Source organism: Pedobacter suwonensis (assembly GCF_007833675.1).
Lineage (GTDB): Bacteria > Bacteroidota > Bacteroidia > Sphingobacteriales > Sphingobacteriaceae > Pedobacter > Pedobacter suwonensis.
Genome location: NZ_CP031708.1, coordinates 2,902,621 through 2,921,031 on the forward strand (window position 1 = coordinate 2,902,621; position 18,411 = coordinate 2,921,031).

At 38.4% G+C, this 18,411-nt stretch carries 14 protein-coding genes and 1 riboswitch; of the genes, 8 read left to right on the forward strand and 6 right to left on the reverse strand.

The window, feature by feature from the left end; translation table 11 throughout:
- Positions 1–121 precede the first annotated feature (121 nt).
- The 4 genes from DV942_RS11805 to DV942_RS11820 all read left to right on the forward strand — a co-directional run bounded on the left by DV942_RS11805 (position 122) and on the right by DV942_RS11820 (position 5,593).
- Positions 122–1,672 carry an Rne/Rng family ribonuclease gene (locus tag DV942_RS11805; protein ID WP_134204339.1) on the forward strand — a complete coding sequence of 517 codons (1,551 nt, stop codon included), beginning with the start codon at positions 122–124 and terminating at the stop codon, positions 1,670–1,672.
- Between the two features lie 199 nt (positions 1,673–1,871).
- Entirely contained in the window at positions 1,872–3,248 is a 1,377-nt protein-coding gene (radA, locus tag DV942_RS11810) for a DNA repair protein RadA (protein WP_145857715.1), read from the forward strand.
- Between the two features lie 19 nt (positions 3,249–3,267).
- The gene (locus tag DV942_RS11815; RefSeq protein ID WP_145857717.1) at positions 3,268–4,605 is read left to right on the forward strand and encodes a carboxypeptidase-like regulatory domain-containing protein; all 1,338 of its coding nucleotides are present in this window, start codon (positions 3,268–3,270) and stop codon (positions 4,603–4,605) included.
- A gap of 568 nt (positions 4,606–5,173) precedes the next feature.
- The gene (locus DV942_RS11820; protein WP_222431108.1) at positions 5,174–5,593 is read left to right on the forward strand and encodes a DUF4920 domain-containing protein; all 420 of its coding nucleotides are present in this window, start codon (positions 5,174–5,176) and stop codon (positions 5,591–5,593) included.
- Between the two features lie 228 nt (positions 5,594–5,821).
- Here DV942_RS11820 and DV942_RS11825 read toward each other — a convergent pair whose 3' ends face one another.
- Together DV942_RS11825 and DV942_RS11830 are read right to left on the reverse strand one after the other, a co-directional pair.
- Positions 5,822–6,886 (reverse strand): branched-chain amino acid aminotransferase, encoded by a 1,065-nt coding sequence (locus DV942_RS11825; RefSeq protein WP_134204347.1) that lies wholly within the window; start codon positions 6,884–6,886, stop codon positions 5,822–5,824.
- 143 nt (positions 6,887–7,029) lie between these two features.
- Positions 7,030–7,995, reverse strand: a complete 966-nt coding sequence (locus DV942_RS11830) for a tryptophan 2,3-dioxygenase family protein (protein WP_145857719.1) — start codon at positions 7,993–7,995, stop codon at positions 7,030–7,032.
- Between the two features lie 63 nt (positions 7,996–8,058).
- A riboswitch (Fluoride riboswitch) is annotated at positions 8,059–8,121 on the forward strand.
- An 18-nt stretch (positions 8,122–8,139) separates the two neighbouring features.
- Between DV942_RS11830 and DV942_RS11835 the strand changes: the two genes are divergently transcribed.
- Positions 8,140–9,429, forward strand: coding sequence for a voltage-gated chloride channel family protein (locus DV942_RS11835; protein WP_145857721.1), 1,290 nt, complete (start codon positions 8,140–8,142; stop codon positions 9,427–9,429).
- A gap of 466 nt (positions 9,430–9,895) precedes the next feature.
- Here DV942_RS11835 and DV942_RS11840 read toward each other — a convergent pair whose 3' ends face one another.
- On the reverse strand, positions 9,896–11,197 hold the full coding sequence (locus DV942_RS11840; RefSeq protein WP_145857723.1) for an HAD-IB family phosphatase: 1,302 nt from the start codon (positions 11,195–11,197) through the stop codon (positions 9,896–9,898).
- Positions 11,197–12,159, reverse strand: coding sequence for an SDR family NAD(P)-dependent oxidoreductase (locus tag DV942_RS11845; RefSeq protein WP_145857725.1), 963 nt, complete (start codon positions 12,157–12,159; stop codon positions 11,197–11,199). Before DV942_RS11845 ends, DV942_RS11840 begins: the two co-directional genes overlap by 1 nt.
- A 71-nt stretch (positions 12,160–12,230) precedes the next feature.
- On the opposite strand from DV942_RS11845, the gene DV942_RS11850 reads away from it, so the two are divergent.
- From DV942_RS11850 to DV942_RS11860, 3 genes are all read left to right on the forward strand, one after another.
- Positions 12,231–13,412 (forward strand): formimidoylglutamase, encoded by a 1,182-nt coding sequence (locus DV942_RS11850; protein ID WP_145857727.1) that lies wholly within the window; start codon positions 12,231–12,233, stop codon positions 13,410–13,412.
- 139 nt (positions 13,413–13,551) lie between these two features.
- Entirely contained in the window at positions 13,552–14,712 is a 1,161-nt protein-coding gene (locus DV942_RS11855) for an ATP-binding protein (protein ID WP_145857729.1), read from the forward strand.
- Between the two features lie 98 nt (positions 14,713–14,810).
- The gene (locus DV942_RS11860; protein WP_145857730.1) at positions 14,811–15,956 is read left to right on the forward strand and encodes a TlpA disulfide reductase family protein; all 1,146 of its coding nucleotides are present in this window, start codon (positions 14,811–14,813) and stop codon (positions 15,954–15,956) included.
- 107 nt (positions 15,957–16,063) lie between these two features.
- On the opposite strand, the gene purD is transcribed toward DV942_RS11860, so the two are convergent.
- Positions 16,064–17,335: a phosphoribosylamine--glycine ligase gene (gene purD / locus DV942_RS11865; RefSeq protein WP_145857732.1), complete on the reverse strand. Its 1,272-nt coding sequence runs from the start codon at positions 17,333–17,335 to the stop codon at positions 16,064–16,066.
- Between the two features lie 118 nt (positions 17,336–17,453).
- Positions 17,454–18,329 carry an SDR family oxidoreductase gene (locus DV942_RS11870; protein WP_145861723.1) on the reverse strand — a complete coding sequence of 292 codons (876 nt, stop codon included), beginning with the start codon at positions 18,327–18,329 and terminating at the stop codon, positions 17,454–17,456.
- Positions 18,330–18,411: the final 82 nt, after the last annotated feature.

An 18,411-nucleotide genomic window follows, 5' to 3' on the forward strand; every position in this document is an offset into this window, starting at 1 on the left:
AGCAAACGCTATGAGGTTTAAACAATTTATATGATTTTTAAATTGTATATCTTTTTGGCTATATCACTGTTTTTATTTACTATCCATTTGTTAATGGGCGAAAGCCTTAAATCTGTAGCTGTTGGTAAAAGAATTAATTATCAATTCGACTCCTGCCGGAGTTACCATAGCGTTGATTGAAGACAAACAACTTGTTGAGCTTCACAAAGAACAAATCAATACTAATTACGCCGTAGGCGATATTTATTTAGGCCGCATTAAAAAAATTATGCCGGGCCTGAATGCTGCTTTCGTGGATGTTGGTTATGAAAAAGATGCTTTTTTGCATTACTTTGATTTGGGCCCTCAGGTGCAATCTTTAATTAAGCTAACGAAGATCAAGCGTAATGGCTCGGTTACAGGCACATTATTAGATAATTTAAAGCTAGAAGCCGATATTAATAAGGCAGGCAAAATTTCTGATGTGCTGAGTAAAAACATGCTCCTACCTGTACAAATTGCGAAAGAACCAATTTCTACAAAAGGTCCGCGTTTAAGTTCCGACATTTCGATTGCCGGCAGGTATGTGGTACTGGTGCCATTCTCCAATACCATATCCGTATCAAAAAAAATTAAAAGTAATACCGAACGTAATCGTTTAAAAAAGATTATAGAAAGTATTAAACCTCAAAATTTTGGGGTCATTATCAGGACCGTTTCTGAGGGCAGAGGGGTTGCCGAAATGCAAAAAGATCTTTTGGATTTAATTGCCAAGTGGGAAAACTTCGTTAAAAAGATGCCATCTACCGAACCTTCAAAAAGAGTTTGGGGAGAAATGGACAGATCATCAACGTTAATCCGTGATATTCTGAATCCTGATTTTACAAACGTTTACGTTAGTACTCCGGATCTGTACGATGATATCCGTTCTTATGTTCACGATATTTCCCCTGAAATGGAAAAAATCGTAAAACTTTACAAACAGAAAGAACCGATATTTGATCATTTTGGTATAGAAAAGCAGATTAAAAATGCTTTCGGAAAAACAGTAAACCTGCCGGGTGGTGCCTACCTGGTTGTTGAGCATACTGAAGCACTCCACGTAATAGACGTGAACAGTGGAAACCGTACTGCCAGTAAAGAAAATCAAGAAGAAAATGCTTTACAGGTAAATAAAGAGGCGGCTAAAGAAATTGCCCGTCAATTGCGCTTGCGCGATATGGGCGGTATTGTGGTAATCGATTTTATCGACATGCACAAACCAACAAACCGTAAAATACTATTCGATTATTTGCGTGAGCTGATGTTATTGGATAGAGCCAAACACACTATCTTGCCTCCAAGCAAATTTGGTTTGGTACAAATTACCAGACAGCGTGTTCGTCCGGAAATGAATATTGTTACGGTAGAAAAATGCCCGACCTGCGATGGGACCGGAGAAATTAAAGCGAGTATCGTTTTAATGGATGATATTGAAAACAACCTTAATTATATTTTAAGAGAACAGAATGAAAAAGGGGTAACGCTTTGTGTACACCCTTACATTGAAGCTTATATTACAAAAGGCATTTTCAACCTTCAACGCCGCTGGTTCTTTAAATACGGCCAGTGGATTAAAGTTAAAGCGCAATCATCGTATCATTTAACTGAGTTTCACTTTATCTCTGCTAAAGACGAAGAGATTAAATTGTAACTGAAAAAATTAACTGAAAGCCTGGGTCAAATCCAGGCTTTTTTGTTTTTACCGGTAGCGATTTGTATTCCCCATTTCAAAACAACGGATTCTTTTGTTGATTGTAAATCCCACCATTGATATGGTTGAGATAAATCTCGACCAGTGGTATTCAAACCTCAATGAGAAAAACTAAATTCGTAATCTAAATTTTAATCAATTGGCAAAATCAAAAACCGCATACTTCTGTCAGAGCTGTGGATACGAATCAGCAAAATGGCTAGGCAAATGTCCTTCCTGCAATCAATGGAATACTTTTGTAGAAGAAATTGTAGAAAAAAGTCCGCCATCAGTTCCAACCTGGAAAAGTGACACCGCAAGTCGCAAACTAAGCAAGCCGAGCAAAGTCAGCGAAATACAATCTTCAACGGAGCGTAGGATATTAACGGGTGATAAAGAATTGGATCGCGTATTGGGAGGTGGCCTGGTAGAAGGATCATTGGTATTAATTGGTGGCGAACCAGGCATCGGGAAATCGACCCTGATGCTGCAATTGGCCTTAAATTTAGAAGGTAAAAAACTACTTTATATATCCGGAGAAGAAAGCGAACAGCAGATAAAAATGCGGGCAGAAAGGATTCAGAAAAGCCCATCGTCTAACTGTTACATTTTAACAGAGACATCAACGCAAAATATCTTTAAACAAATAGAAATTTTAGAACCGGAGATCCTGGTGGTCGATTCTATCCAAACACTCCATTCAGCTCATATCGATTCCACTCCCGGCAGTGTATCACAGGTAAGGGAATGTACTGCTGAGCTATTGCGCTTTGCAAAAGAAACCGGTGTACCCGTTTTCCTTATTGGCCACATTACTAAAGACGGCGCCATTGCAGGGCCCAAAATACTCGAACATATGGTTGATACGGTTTTGCAGTTCGAAGGCGACAGGCATCACGTTTATCGTATTCTGAGATCCATCAAAAACCGCTTTGGGGCAGCTGCAGAACTGGGTATATATGAAATGCAGGGAAGTGGATTAAGAGAAGTTTCCAATCCTTCTGAAATTTTGTTATCACAGCGTGATGAAGAGCTGAGCGGAATAGCTATAGCAGCCACATTAGAAGGCGCCAGACCGATGCTGATTGAAACACAGGCTCTGGTAAGTTCGGCAGCATATGGAACTCCACAACGTTCCGCGACAGGTTTCGACACCAAAAGAATGAATATGCTCTTAGCTGTTTTAGAAAAACGCTGTGGCTTTAGGTTAAGTACACAGGATGTTTTCCTGAATATCGCGGGTGGAATAAGAGTTGAAGATCCGGCGATAGACCTGGCCGTGCTGATTGCCATCATATCATCTCAGCAGGATATTTCCGTTTCTTCAAAAATTTGTTTTGCTGCTGAAGTTGGCTTATCAGGCGAAATCAGGGCCGTTAATCGTATAGAACAACGCATTGCCGAAGCAGACAAACTGGGCTTTGAAACCATTTATATCTCTAAATACAATTTGAAAGGGATTTCAATAGAAAAATATAACATGGAGATTAAGGCTGTTTCTAAAATAGAAGAGGTGTTCAGTCTGGTTTTTGGATAAATTAGTAAAAATCAAAATTATGGCTCTTAAAATTATATACAGGATCTTTGCAATCGCATTTTTTTTATCAATCACACATCAGGCTTTTGCTCAATACACCATTGCCGGAAAAGTAATAAACCTGGTAGATAATAAACCTTTAGAAAATGCTACAGTATTTATAGATAAGACAAGTTACGTAACAAAAACAGATAGGTATGGTGACTTCAAGATTTATAATGTAAAAAGTAATCACTACCAACTGATTGTTTCAATGGTAGGCTTTAAAACTTATAAAACTCCAATATCAGTACAATTTGATACAAATGTACATACCGTGGAAATGGCAGAAAATATTACTTCTTTAAATGAAGTCAAAATTGTGAATGCCAAAAAACTAAGTAGTAGATATCTGGATATGTTCAAGCGTGAAATATTAGGTACTTCAAAATTTGGTGAACAATGTCGTATTATCAATCCCGACGTAATAAAACTTAATTTCGATAAAAGAGAAAATAAACTGACTGCTTACTCCACTGACTTCTTGATTATTGAGAATAAAGCTCTTGGGTATCGCTTAAAGTATTTGGTTGAGGATTTTGAACGAAATGAAAAGAATCAACTTATATCTTACGTGGGTTATGTTTTATTTGAAGCAATAAAAGGAAAGGATAAGCAGCAGCAAGAATGGGCTGAAAATCGAATTGAAGCATATACAGGTTCATTACAGCACTTTCTCCGGTCGTTGCTCGGAAATAATATCAACCAATATAAAGAGAGTGGTTTCTTAGTCATGACAGACACCCGGATGGAGAATAAATATCGCCTCCCAGATTCCATTATTAGAAAAAAAATCAGCTTTTTTAGGAATAAAAACAGCAAGATTGATCAAGATTCACTCGTTTTCTGGATAAGTATGTTACAGCAGCCTAAATATATTGAGGTATTAGACACTACAAAATTGCAAACAAAACAGGTTGTTCATTTAACCGATAGCAAAGGCATATACTCCCTCCGGATCATTACTGACACCAACTATGTGAATAGGTGGTCATCTGTCAAAGTCCGTGGCATAAATAGAACTGACGTCAAATGTGACACTTGCAAATTTAAAAACTCATTGTACGTTACTTATGTAAAATACATACCCGAAAAGTCAAAAAAAACTTATCAATCTTTTTACCGTTCCGCCTCATCTATTATTCCTAACCATGAGATGGATAAAATGGCTAGCTTAATTTCAATCCTTGATGGCAATGTTCTATTTGACTGGAATGGCGTTATCATTAACCCGATGAGTTTAAAGCTTGAGCGCTACTGGGCCAACCTGCGCCTTGGAGACCTGCTACCAATTGATTATTTACCCAATCAATATTAAAAACCGACTTTGATACTAAGACTACATGCACAACATTAATCATATCCGAAGGTTGATCGAAAATCGATTTGGTACAGGTTCAGAATTAGGTATTTATGCAATGAAAGGCAGTGGGTTAAAGGAAGTTTCCAATCTTCCTGAGATTGTTATCATAGCTTGATGAAGCCCTAAGCAGAATAGCTATTGCAGCAAAATGAATAGCAGTGTGGAAATAATTCAACAAAATACCCCATAAAGGAGATATTATTCCACATTCTATATTCATGCTAATAATTAACACGCACAAATAAAAATAAAATAATTATCTGATTATAAGAACATTAACCTCAACTAAACCAAAAACTAAAATTTTGGTTTTTAGTTTGCGTTAAAAAATAAGACAAGTAAATCATAGCGTTTGATTTACATAATATTAGGGATGATTTTCCCCGCTAACGGATGTTAGCGGGGTGTTTTTTGTTTTCAATATTTAGAAAAAATTTAGATAACTTTGATTAGGCTATAACCAAATCAATTATAAAACCATGAAAAAATTATCCTAAGCTTAAGTTTTTGCTTATTTACAGTATTGACATTTGCTCAAACAGCATATAACGGTCAAAAATTTGGAGAAGAAGTTAAACCAGGGAATGTAAAACCGGCCGCCAAGATGGAAGCAGCAATGGGCGACAAAAAAACGGTTGATATGAAAATCGAAGGCAAAGTGATAGATGTATGTAAGAAAAAGGGCTGCTGGATCACATTGGAAATGCCTAATGGCGATCCTATGCGGGTAACTTTTAAAGATTACGCTTTCTTTATGCCAATGGACATTGTAGGCAAAAAAGTAGTTTTAGATGGCCTGGCGAAGAAACAGACTATATCAGTAGAAACCTTGCGCCATTATGCGGAAGATGCTAAAAAATCTCCTGAAGAAGTAGCAAAAATTACTGATCCTAAAAAAGAACTGGCTTTTGAAGCTAAAGGGGTAGTGATTTTAGATAAATAAGAATATCCTTTTATATCTATTCGTCAACTTGAACCGAGCTTTACCGAGCTCACCGAAGTATTTCATTTCAGGATATTATAGCATGAAAGATGCTGACCACGTAGTAGCTACAAGATAATTGAAATACTATCTATGACTTATAAAATAAATTCAGGATGACGATAATAGAAAACAAGAAACCCCGATGCAGATGCTGCATCGGGGTTTTATCTTTAATGGGATTTCGGCTTACAAAACCCAGTTCCAGCCAAACTCATCAGGCGCTAAACCATAACGAATATCATTTAGTTTTTTAGCAATGCCATTTGAAATATGTCTAGTAGCAGGATCAGTTAATTTATAAATCTGTCCATTATAGCCCATTTCGCCCACGTGTGTTACGGTAGCCGCAGTTCCGGCAGCAAATGCTTCAGTTAAGCTTCCATTTTCTATTCCTTCAATCACTTCCTTAACAGAAACCCTACGTTCCTCAACCTCTACTCCGGCCTCTTTAGCCAGCTTAATAATTGTATCACGCGTTACACCATCTAAAACGGTACTGCGTACTGATGGCGTGACCAATTTACCATTAATTACAAAAAGCAAATTGGCGGTTCCAGCTTCTTCAATAAACTCATGCGTTACTGAATCTGTCCAGATCAATTGATCGTAACCTTCTTTTTTAGCTTGCTCAAAAGGATATAATGAACGGGCATAATTTCCGGCTGTTTTGGCAAAGCCAACGCCACCTTCGTCTGCGCGTGTAAATTCAGTTTCAACTTTAACTTTTAATGCATTGCTATAATATGGACCTGTTGGCGTGGTTAACAGAACGAATTTATAGGTATCTGAAGCCTTAACACCCAGATAAGGATCCATGGCGAACATTACCGGACGGATATATAAAGCGTAATCTTCCTGATTTGGCACCCACTTTTCATCAACATTGATCAACGCAGCCAAACCCTGCATAAAAATTTCTTCAGGAACAGCCGGCATCGACATTCTTGCTGCTGATTTGTTAAAGCGTTCGAAATTTTTATCGGCACGAAACACACTGATTTTCCCGTCTGGTTGACGATAAGCCTTTAATCCTTCAAAAATTGCCTGCCCATAATGAAGGGCAGAAATTGCAGGACTCATCGGGATGGGACCATAAGGAAGAATCTGCAAGTTCTTCCATTCGCCATCTTCGTAATCGGCAGTAAACATGTGATCGGTAAAAACCTTACCGAAAGGTAATTGTGAAAAATCAGTAACCGTTAATCTTGTTTGATCTGTTTTGGTGATTTTTATATCTAATGTCTCGGTCATATTATTGAATTTTGAATGAGTGATTTTTGAATGGGTTGAATGAATGTATCTTGCAATTCATCATTCTGTCATTCTCTAATTCAATCATTAATTATTTGCGCAAATTAAGAAAAAACAGCCTTTTTTAATAGCTTTTTGCAATATTAATCTTTGTTTTTGAGTGTTTTAAGTACACTAAGCACCCAGCTTTTACCCCACTCTTCCGTTTGCTCATCACTCCATAAAAACGGATAAAAGATTCGCTTCTGAAAACGCGGCGGCAGATACTTTTGCCAGTTGGTTCCACCAGTTGCCGCAATATCAACCGGGTCTTTCTCCAAATAACGTACAGCCGATTTATAATGCGATAAGGGCCATTCTACATTAACATACAGGTCGAGTTTACGCAATTCATCAGCAAGTGCAGAAACATCCGCTCCATTAGCCAGCAATTTATGGTATAGTGCTGAGAAATTAGTTGAAGTGCGGTTTTTGGCCAATTGCAAAAATTGAACCGCATACTTATTGATAAATTGCTTTAAAGTTAAAGTCTGCTTACCTGACGCCAGTTCCGTTGCACCGAATTTCCAATAAATATTTTCAAACTGTTCTTCTATTGTTGCAGTGCTTAGTTCTTCACGTTTGGATTTATCTACAAGCCGGATAAAATCCGTAGCGCAGATTTCGATCATCCGGTACTGGCCAGATTGGAATCCACTTGCTGGTAGTAATGACATCCGGAATTTCAAAAACTGTTCTTTTTCCATACCGTCAACCATCACCTCAAATGAATTGGTTAAGGCATTAAAATAAGCATTGATCCGTTTTACGCGCGCCGTAAAAAATTCGACGGTTAAATTCTCATGTTCCGCAATCTGCCGGCACTCGTGCAGGGCAAGTTTAAAATAGAGTTCGGTAATCTGGTGGTACATGATGAAAATCTCTTCATCAGGAATTGGTGTTTTGGGGTTCTGCAGGCTTAGCAGCGTATCTAAGTGGATGTAATCCCAATAGGTGAGGAAATCAGCATATAGAAGTCCGTCAAGATACGATGCCATATCCTGACCCATTGCCGTGTATTTTTCCTGTAGGCGGTGTAGTTTGTCTTTTATTTCGGGTGTAAAATCCATGGTTTAAAGTTAGTTGCACAAAGGTGATAAAGATTTTGCAACAAATAACTAAATTTTATACATTTGAAACATGGCGATGGGGTACCGCCAAAACCGCCCAAACAGGCTGATGACTCCTACGATTTTAGATAAAATTGAATACAAATGCCTGTTAAAAAACTAACAGAAGGATTTCTTCTTTCTACCAAAAGCTTTATTAAACTCGACTTCGGATTACTCTTAGCGAGTACCGTAAAATGGCTGTTCATTTCTTCCATACTGGGTGTAGTTATCGGCTCTGCCTCTGCCCTGTTTTTAGAAACTTTGAACTGGGCAACCAATTACCGTGAACAACACCTGTGGATGATTGCCCTTTTACCCGTCGCAGGTTTAGTTATTGGCATGGCGTACCATTACTGGGGCGCAAAGGTTGTTAAAGGAAACAATCTTTTGATTGAGGAGTTACAATCACCGAAAAATGTAATTCCGCTGATTATGGCGCCGCTTATTTTTGCGGGTACGATTATCACCCATTTATTTGGCGGATCAGCTGGCAGAGAGGGCACAGCTGTACAAATTGGCGGAGCCTTTGCAGACCAGTTTACGAAACTGTTTAAGCTTAAAACAAGAGACCGCAAAGTGATTCTCATCTGTGGGATCAGTGCTGGTTTTGCCTCTGTTTTTGGAACTCCGCTGGCAGGTGCAGTATTCGGATTAGAGGTTTTTGTAATTGGAAGTTTAAGTTACAGTTCAATCCTTCCTTCATTTGTCACGGCAATTATTGCTGATTATGCCTGTAAAGCCTGGGGTGTTGGGCATACCCATTACTCCATAGCTGCTGTACCCGAAATAGATTCGATAAACCTATTATTATCTTTAGGTGCAGGGATATTATTTGGCCTTGCAGCAAGAACTTTCTCTACCTTAAACCATGCGCTATCTCGTCTTTTCGCTAAAATTAACTATCCGCCCTTACGGCCTTTTATCGGGGGCATCATTTTGGTTGGAATTATATACCTCATTGGGAATACACGATATATTGGTTTGGGCATTCCGGTTATTTCAGAATCCTTTATAAAGCAAGAAGCCTATTATACCTTTGCAATCAAGTTATTTTTAACTGCATTTACGTTAAGTGCAGGGTTTAAGGGCGGCGAGGTTACGCCACTGTTCTTTATAGGTGCCACACTGGGTAGCTTTTCAAGTTTTTTTATCCCCTTACCGATTAGCCTGCTGGCAGGTATGGGTTTCGTGGCTGTTTTTGCGGGGGCAGCGAACACACCTTTGGCCTGTATTTTTATGGGAATAGAGTTATTTGGTGCATCATCGGGAATTTATATTGCCCTGGCCTGCGTTACGGCTTACCTATTTTCTGGCCATACCGGTATTTATAAATCGCAGACAATCGGAGCACCTAAGCATTTGTTGTTGAAAAGGCATCAGTTTTTGAGGTAGCGGAGAGCGTGGAGCGTAGGGCGCCATATCTAGTAATTCTGAACGCAGTGAAGAACGCGGATGCTCTGCGAAGCAAATCTTACTCACAAGATACTGACCGAGGAAACATTTCAATGTAAACAGAGGAAAGTTAAAGATTCTTCGTTGCACTACCATTGACAGAATCCACTAGTTCGGTCGTCATTCTCGCGCATGCGGGAATCTTAATGCAACGTTTCAAGATTCCCAATCAAGTTGGGAATGACGATTTCTTGAGGGATATTACCTAATTAATTTTATCTGTCAATCATCTTGATTTTTAAACAATTTAATTATCCCTCAGAATGACAGAATACTATATAAAATTCTTTTCGACTAAAGGGCAGCCCGAATGTTCAGGAGAGAAATCTACAAAAGCAGATTTCCAGACTTCGTTGCACTACGCTCGAAATGACGATTTTAAGGTATTCCATCATCCCTTTTAGATCTAATACAGCACCCTAAATTTTATCGTTTGTTCAATCTTTTTAAGCGATTTAAACAATTGTTTGTCGTATTCTATATTAATATCGGTAATGGCGTATCCGATATCAGGATTAGTCATTAAAAACTGGCTCACAATATTAATATCGTGTTTGGCAAAAACGGTATTAATTTTGGCCATGATGCCCGGAACGTTTTTGTGAATATGAATTAAACGGTGCGATTTATCGATTTTCGGCAATTGCAGATTTGGAAAATTAGCACTCAAATAGGTTGCGCCTGTGTTCATAAAATCGGCCACTCGTTTCGGGATAAAACTAATGTTACGAGGGTTGTTTTTTGGATCGTCAAAAACCACAATACCTTGTTTGGTACACAAACCTAGATCTAATTTGTTTTTTGCGCTTCCCAGATATCCGATAGTTTTTAGCTTAGCGGCGTTTTTTAATTGCTCTTTGCTGATTTTTTCGCCATCAGCTAAAACGATAATTCCAACGTCTTTTACATATTTATCTTCAAATGAAGCTTTATGCCTGATGGATAGACCATCATTTTTTAGAATGGAAATTGTTAAGGGATCAACTTCACCAATCACCAGGCATAGGATTCTATTTTTAGGATAGGAGATGGCGCGCGGCAGATCATTTACGTAAAGAAACTCGTCGAAACTTGGTGTAACATGGTCTGCTTTGGAAACAATACTTTCACGGGCAATATTTTCTGTAAAGGCAAAAAACTTATTAATGATCCCGCTTTCGCGTAACTGGAAATCAGAATAACCATCACCTATACCAAATAACTCTCCTTCCAGCTTTAAATGCTGAAGCAATTTTACTTTGCCACCTTCTTCGCTCAAAGGATTGGCATGATCATAATCTATAATTTTGCCATCACCCGTGGTTACAAAAGTATTGGCATAAATATTTTCCTTTTTAATATGGTACTGGCTTACCACCGGGGTAATAAATTCCTTAAAACCTCCGGAAACAATCAAAACGTCATCTGCATGCTTCTTAAAAAATTCGGCATTACGCGAAAAAGATGTAGATACTTTCTTTTTTAAATGTTTAATGAGCTGCTTTAAATGGTCCTCATTCGCTTCGAGCAGCTTAACACGTTGTGCTAAACTTTCGGAGAAGGAAAGTTTTCCTTCCATGGCAAAATTGGTATAATCTTCAATCTTTTGAAAAATCGCTTCTTTATCTGGGTGGTTCTTTAGCGAAATCCGGGCAAGTTCATCAAGGGCTTCTACCTGCGTAAAGGTACTATCAAAATCGATGATGTAATAAGCTTTTTGTTTGGGCATTATCTTAAATGTTGGGTAATTTCTTTTATACTCTCGGCAACTGGCTTAAAACTAATGCCTGTTACCGTCTTTACTTTATCATTATTATAATAACTTAAGGTTAAACTACTTTTGGCAGCATCCTTAGTGATTGACGGCTGTTTACCAGTAAATATAGATATCAATTTTAGTGCCCTCCAGGCTATTCCAAGCATCCATGGTTTTGCTTCCTTTGATGGTGCTTTAACACCGAAGCCTTTAGCAATATCGCTAAACAGTTCTTTATAATGGTAGTCATCTGCAGAAATGATATATCGTTCTCCTGATACTTCGGTATCCATTAACATTATCATTGCTTTGGCCACATCTTCAACATCTACAAAACCTGAAGCTCCGTTGGTATAAAACGGAAAACCATCTTTTACCAATTTAAAAATTGCTCCACTTCCTTCGAATCCGGCATTTTTACCAATAATTACAGAGGGGTTAACAATAACAGCATCCATCCCTTCATTAATTCCCCGCCAAACCTCCATTTCTCCTTCGTATTTGGACAAACCGTAAGCATGCGCTTTTGCATCATATTCCCAAAAATCTGTTTCGGTAATTTTATGCCCCTTTTTTGCATTGCCCAGTGCGGCCACCGAACTGACATGCAATAGCCTGCAATTATTTTCGGCGCAAAGGTTAACCATGTTCGATGTACCTTTAATATTTACATGAAAAAGCTGTTTTTTATCTTTAGGGTTAAAGGATACGAATGCAGCGCAATGATAAACTTTGGTAACACCTGTAAAAGCGTCCTCCAAAGTCGCGGGATCATTAATATCGGCTTCAAACCATTCAATTAAACGAATGTTTTCAAGCAATGCGGGTATTTTAGATTGCTCTCGTTTGAGCGCCCGAACAGATAAACCACTGTTGGTTAACTGCTTAATCAATTCAGATCCTAAAAATCCAGTTCCTCCGGTTACCAGTATCATTTTATTTTTTTCGGGCTATATGTGAAAATACGCATTCAAAAATAGATATTTGAGCCGAGAGTTTTAAATATATGTCATTAACGGATTTCTTTTCACCCATCAACCCCGAAAGTTTTACGCCCAAACAAGGTTTTTTTACAAGTCAGTTAGGGTTAAAAGCGCAGATCTATACCGAATCTTTTCCCGATTTTGAGGAACAGACCTACGACCTGGCCATTTTTGGGGTACTTGATGGAAGAGGCGCCGTTAATAATGAAGGCTGTGCCCTGGCTCCCGACTATTTCAGAGAGAAATTTTACCGATTGAATGAAGGTGCTTTTAAAAGTCGGATTGTTGATTTAGGTAACATTAAACATGGTGCAACCATTGCTGATACCTATATCGCCATCAAAATGGCGGTTTCTGAATTGATTAAAAAAGATATTATTCCAATTATTATTGGCGGCGGACAAGACTTAACCTATGGCCAATACCTGGGTTATGAAGATTTGGAGCAAAAAGTTGATCTGGTGATTATTGATAACCAATTCGATATTGGCGATGATGACCATGAGGGAATTGCCACCCGATCGGATTGTTACCTGAATAAAATTTTCTTACATCAACCCAATTACCTGTTCAATTTCAGCAATGTAGGCTATCAAACTTATTTTGTAAATCAAGAAAGTTTGAGTGTAATGGACAAATTATATTTTGATGTACACCGTTTGGGTGAATTTGCCCAGGATATTACCTTAACAGAGCCCATCATCCGCAATGCCAACATGATCAGCTTTGATATTGGCGCTATCCGGTCTGCTGATGCTGCAGCAAATGCCAATACCACTCCAAATGGTTTTGATGGTGAAGAGGCCTGTCGGATTGCCCGCTACGCCGGCATGAATGATAAGTTAACGTCAATAGGCTTTTACGAGTTTAACCCTGCTTACGATAACAACGGACAAACGGCCTTCTTACTTGCTCAAATGGTATGGTATTTTGTGGATGGATACTACGCCCGTAAAAAGGATTTCCCGCTTACACCAAAATCGCAGTATATCATCTATAGAACCAGTTTAAAAGATGGTTCGGGAGAAATGACGTTTGTAAAAAGTAAAAAATCAGACCGTTGGTGGATGCAGGTTCCTTACCCATCTGGCCAATCCAAAAATGAGCGTTACCATTTGGTACCCTGCAGATATGATGATTACCAGATTGCAGTTAATGGCGAGATGCCCGATTTGTGGTGGAGGACCTATCAAAAGCTGAATTAGAAGTTGTGTAATTTCAAAGTTGGAACTGTGTAATTTCAAAGTGGAAGTTGTGCAATTTCAAAGTGGAAGCTGTGTAATTTCAAAGTGGAAGTTGTATACACTTATCTTTTTTAGTACTTTTGACTAAAAACAAGCAACTATGCAACAATTAGTTAAAAGGCATATAAGTAAACATATAGAACACCAAAAAAATAAATTTCCTATTGTCGCCATTACTGGTCCAAGGCAATCGGGAAAAACTACATTGCTAAAGAATTTATTTAGTAACTACAGATATATTTCCCTTGAAAACCCAGATATTAGGGCATTTGCAACCGAAGATCCTAATGGCTTTTTAAGTGAATATGATGATAAAGTGATTTTTGATGAAGTACAAAGAGCTCCATTACTCTTTTCTTACTTACAGGGATTGGTTGACGAATCTAAAATAATGGGGCAGTTTATTTTATCAGGTTCACAGAATTTTCATTTAATGCATGGCATAACACAAAGCCTTGCGGGAAGGGTAGCACTATTTAAACTTTTACCTTTTGATTTATCGGAGCTTAAAGCCAACAACTTACTTCAGCCTTCGTTTGCAGAGGCCTGTATTAAAGGCTTCTATCCTGCCATTTACGATCGCGAAATAGAACCTAATATATATTTTACCAATTATATACAAACCTATGTAGAAAAAGATGTAACAGAACTTTTAAATATTAAAGATTTGCATGCATTCAGAACCTTTATCGGATTATGCGCCAACCAGGCCGGCCAGTTGCTTAATCTAAGTGCACTAGCTAATGCCTGCAATATATCACAACCGACCGCAAAAAACTGGCTTTCTCTTTTAGAAAGTAGTTATATCATATATCTGCTACAACCCTATCACGAAAATTTTAATAAACGTTTAGTAAAAACACCAAAACTTTACTTTTACGATTCAGGTTTATTGTGCCATTTACTTAAAATTAAAACCAGCGAAGCCCTATTAAAAAATAGGCTAAAAGGAAACATCTTTGAGAACATGGTAATTGCAGAATTTCAAAAACAAAATTACCATAACTATTTAAATAACGAATATTACTTTTGGCAAGACAGCCATGCTAATGAAATAGATCTACTTCAACCAACAGATGAGGGCTTTAGTGTATTTGAAATTAAGGCTACACAAACCGTTACTCCTGATCTTTTTAAAAATTTGAATAAGTTTGAAGTTACAGCAAGTTCTAAAAAAGTGGAAAAAACGTTAATTTACGGAGGATCAGAAAACCAAAAACGCAGCGAGTATAAAGTATTAAGTTGGCAACGGATAAAGTAGACGTTTAAGCCATTACAAACAGTATATCATAATTTTACACAGCTATTTACGTTTTAGCGATACAGATTTCTATATTTGAATAGGATTAAACCAACTTCATGAAAAAAATATTATTATCAGCAATGGCTTTATTGCCATTTGCAGCAATGGCGCAGAAGCCATTTACGGTTAATGGCGACATAAAAGGCCTAAAAACCGGAGATAAGGTTTACCTTATCTATCAAACAGATGGTAAAAGCATTACCGACTCGGCAATTGTAACAAACGGTGCTTTTACTTTTAAAGGAACGCTGGCAAGCCCAACCGGGGGAAGTCTTTTCTTAAACAAAAACCCTTATGTAAACCGCCCGGCACAGGGTGAGAAAATAGATGCCTTATCACTTTATGTGGAGCCTGGAAATATAAAACTGGCTGCGGCAGATTCTTTAAAGAAAGCAACAATTACGGGTTCTCCTGTTAATGATGATGCGAAAAAGTTAAGAGCATTAACTAAACCTGTAGCAGACAAACTTGCGGCAATTAATGCTGAATATGCCGGTTATACACCAGAACAAAAACAAGACAAGGCAGTAATGGAAGCTTTAAGTGCACGTTATGAAAAAGAAGCTGCAGCGATGCCTCCATTATTATTACAGTTTGCCAATAGCAATCCTAAATCATTTGTAAGCCTTAATTCAATAAACCAGCTGGCTTCAGATCCTGACCAGGCAACCGCAGCGCAGAAAGCTTTTGAAGCACTGTCACCTGAGCTTAAGGCGACTTACACAGGTAAAAAAATTGCTCAGATATTTGAAGCAGGAAGAAAGACTGCTGTAGGTGCAATGGCGATGGATTTTACACAGGCTGATACTGCCGGGAAACCAGTTAAATTATCTGATTTTAAAGGTAAATATGTTTTGGTTGATTTTTGGGCATCATGGTGTGGCCCATGCCGTCAGGAAAACCCAAATGTGGTAGCCGCCTACAACAAATTTAAAGATAAGGGTTTTACGGTTTTAGGTGTTTCTTTAGATCGTCCGGGTAAAAAAGATGCCTGGTTAAAAGCAATTGCTGATGATAAATTAACATGGACACATGTTTCTGATTTAAAATACTGGGATAACGAGGTTGCGCAGATGTATGGTATCCGCTCAATCCCAGCTAATTTCTTGATTGATCCAACAGGTAAAATTGTCGCTAAAGACCTAAGAGAAGAAAATTTACAAAATAAACTTCAGGAATTATTAGGAAGTAAATCGAAATAAGAAATATGCCTTAAAAGAGAAAGTCCCAACTAAAAATTGGGACTTTCTTTATTTTATTGGAAAAATTGACCTCAACTTATTCATTTTTTTCCCCAACTCATCTGCTATTAAATCAAATCGAACCCGATATCTTCCCTGAAATATTTCCCATCGAAATAAATCCGGCCAGCATCAGCAGTTGCCGATTGTAAAGCAGTAAACAAATCTTTTTGCAGACTGGTAATGGCAATTACCCTGCCTCCATTTGTTTTCACTACATCATTTTCTAACAAGGTACCGGCATGGAATGCATTGGAATGGCGAAGATTTTCGATTCCGGTAATGGCTTTACCTTTCAGGTAATCGCCTGGATAACCACCGGCAACAATCATTACAGTAGCAGCTGTTTGCTCTGAAATAACCAGATTAACCTCGTTTAATTGTTTGTTAGCAGTAGCCAAAAACAGTTCTACCAAATCATTTTCCACCCGAGGGATTACGCTTTCAGTTTCAGGATCGCCCATCCGTGCATTGTATTCAATTACAAATGGCTCTTCTCCTACTTTAATCAATCCGAAAAAGATAAAACCTGTATAATCGATACTATCTTTCTTTAAACCTTCAACCGTTGGTTTAATGATACGTCCTTCTACTTTGGCCAAAAATTCTGGTGTGGCAAAAGGAACCGGAGAAACGGAACCCATACCACCAGTATTTAAACCAGTATCGCCCTGCCCTATTCTTTTATAATCTTTAGCAGATGGTAGTGTAATGTAGTTTTCACCATCAGTTAAAATAAACACTGAAAGTTCTATTCCGCTTAAAAATTCTTCGATAACAACTGTTGCGCCAGCTGCACCAAATTTACCGCCAAGCATCAGTTTTAATTCTTCCTGAGCTTCGATGGTTTCGGTGCAAATCAATACTCCTTTACCAGCGGCTAAACCATCTGCTTTTAAAACAACTGGCAAAGCATGGTTTTGTAGGTAAGCCAATCCATCTTCCAAAGTTTCGGGCGTGAAAGACCTTGAAGCCGCAGTAGGAATACCATGGCGTTCCATAAACTGTTTAGAAAAATCTTTACTTCCTTCTAAAATAGCACCTTCCTTTTTAGGTCCGATAACCGGGATGTGCGCAATGGCTTGATCAGCGAGGAAAAAATCATGAATACCATTTACCAAAGGTTCTTCGGGGCCTACTACAACAAGTCCGATGTTTTCGGTAAGCACTACTTTTTTTATGGCATCAAAATCGTTTACACTGATGTTGATGTTGGTACCATAAGCCCCTGTTCCACCGTTACCTGGGGCAATAATTAGTTTATCGCAGTGCGAAGACTGGCTTAATTTCCAAGCGAATGTGCTTTCTCTGCCGCCGGAACCTAAAAGTAAGATATTCATACCGGCAAAGATAAATAAAAATGTAAGATGGAAAAGGTAAGATGGGATGATGTACTAAGCAGTCGCTCTATTCCAGGCTTACATTATATATCTAACACTATCCATTTCATGTCTTACCTCACTTCGCGTTTCTTGTCATTTGCTCCAGCATATCCCACATTTCATTCGGAATGGCTTCCAAACCATTCATCTGACCTGCACCCTGCAACCACTCACCACCATCAATAGTAATCACTTCACCATTAATATAGCCAGAAAAATCGCTTACCAGAAATGCCGCCAGGTTGGCCAGTTCCTGATGATCACCTACTCTTTTTAGGGGAACCCGGTTTTTAAAATCGAATTTTTTGGCCAAATCGCCAGGTAACAAACGCTCCCATGCACCTTTAGTTGGAAATGGCCCCGGAGCAATGGCATTGGTACGGATACCATATTTACCCCATTCTACAGCCAAAGATCTGGTTAATGCCAGAACACCACCCTTTGCACAGGCTGATGGCACAACATAGGCGGAGCCTGTAAAAGCATAAGTGGTAACTATATTTAAAACTGTCGCTGCCTGCTTTTCCTTAATCCAATGTTTACCAAAGGTAAGTGTACAGTTAACCGTTCCTTTTAAAACGATATCGATAATGGATGAAAAGGCATTGGCTGATAACCGTTCTGTGGGAGAAATAAAATTACCCGCGGCATTATTTAACAATATATCAACAGCACCAAAACGCGCTAATGTTTTCGCCAATACGTTTTCTACCTGTTCAATTTCCCGTACATCGCAAGCTACTGCCAGCACTTTGCCACCGGTTTTTTCTTCCATTTCATCAGCAGTTTTTTGCAATACCTCCTGCTTACGACTGGTAATGACTAAATTAGCGCCTAACTTCAAAAAATAAACGCCCATTGCTTTCCCAAGTCCTGTTCCGCCACCTGTAATCACAATGGTTTTCCCTTTTAAAGCATCTTCTCTGAGCATCGGTGAATTATAATTGAACATCATTAATTTGGTTAATTGGTTAACTGTTAAATCGGTTAATTGCTGAAAGGATTATTTTGTTGAAACTAGCAACTGTATACAG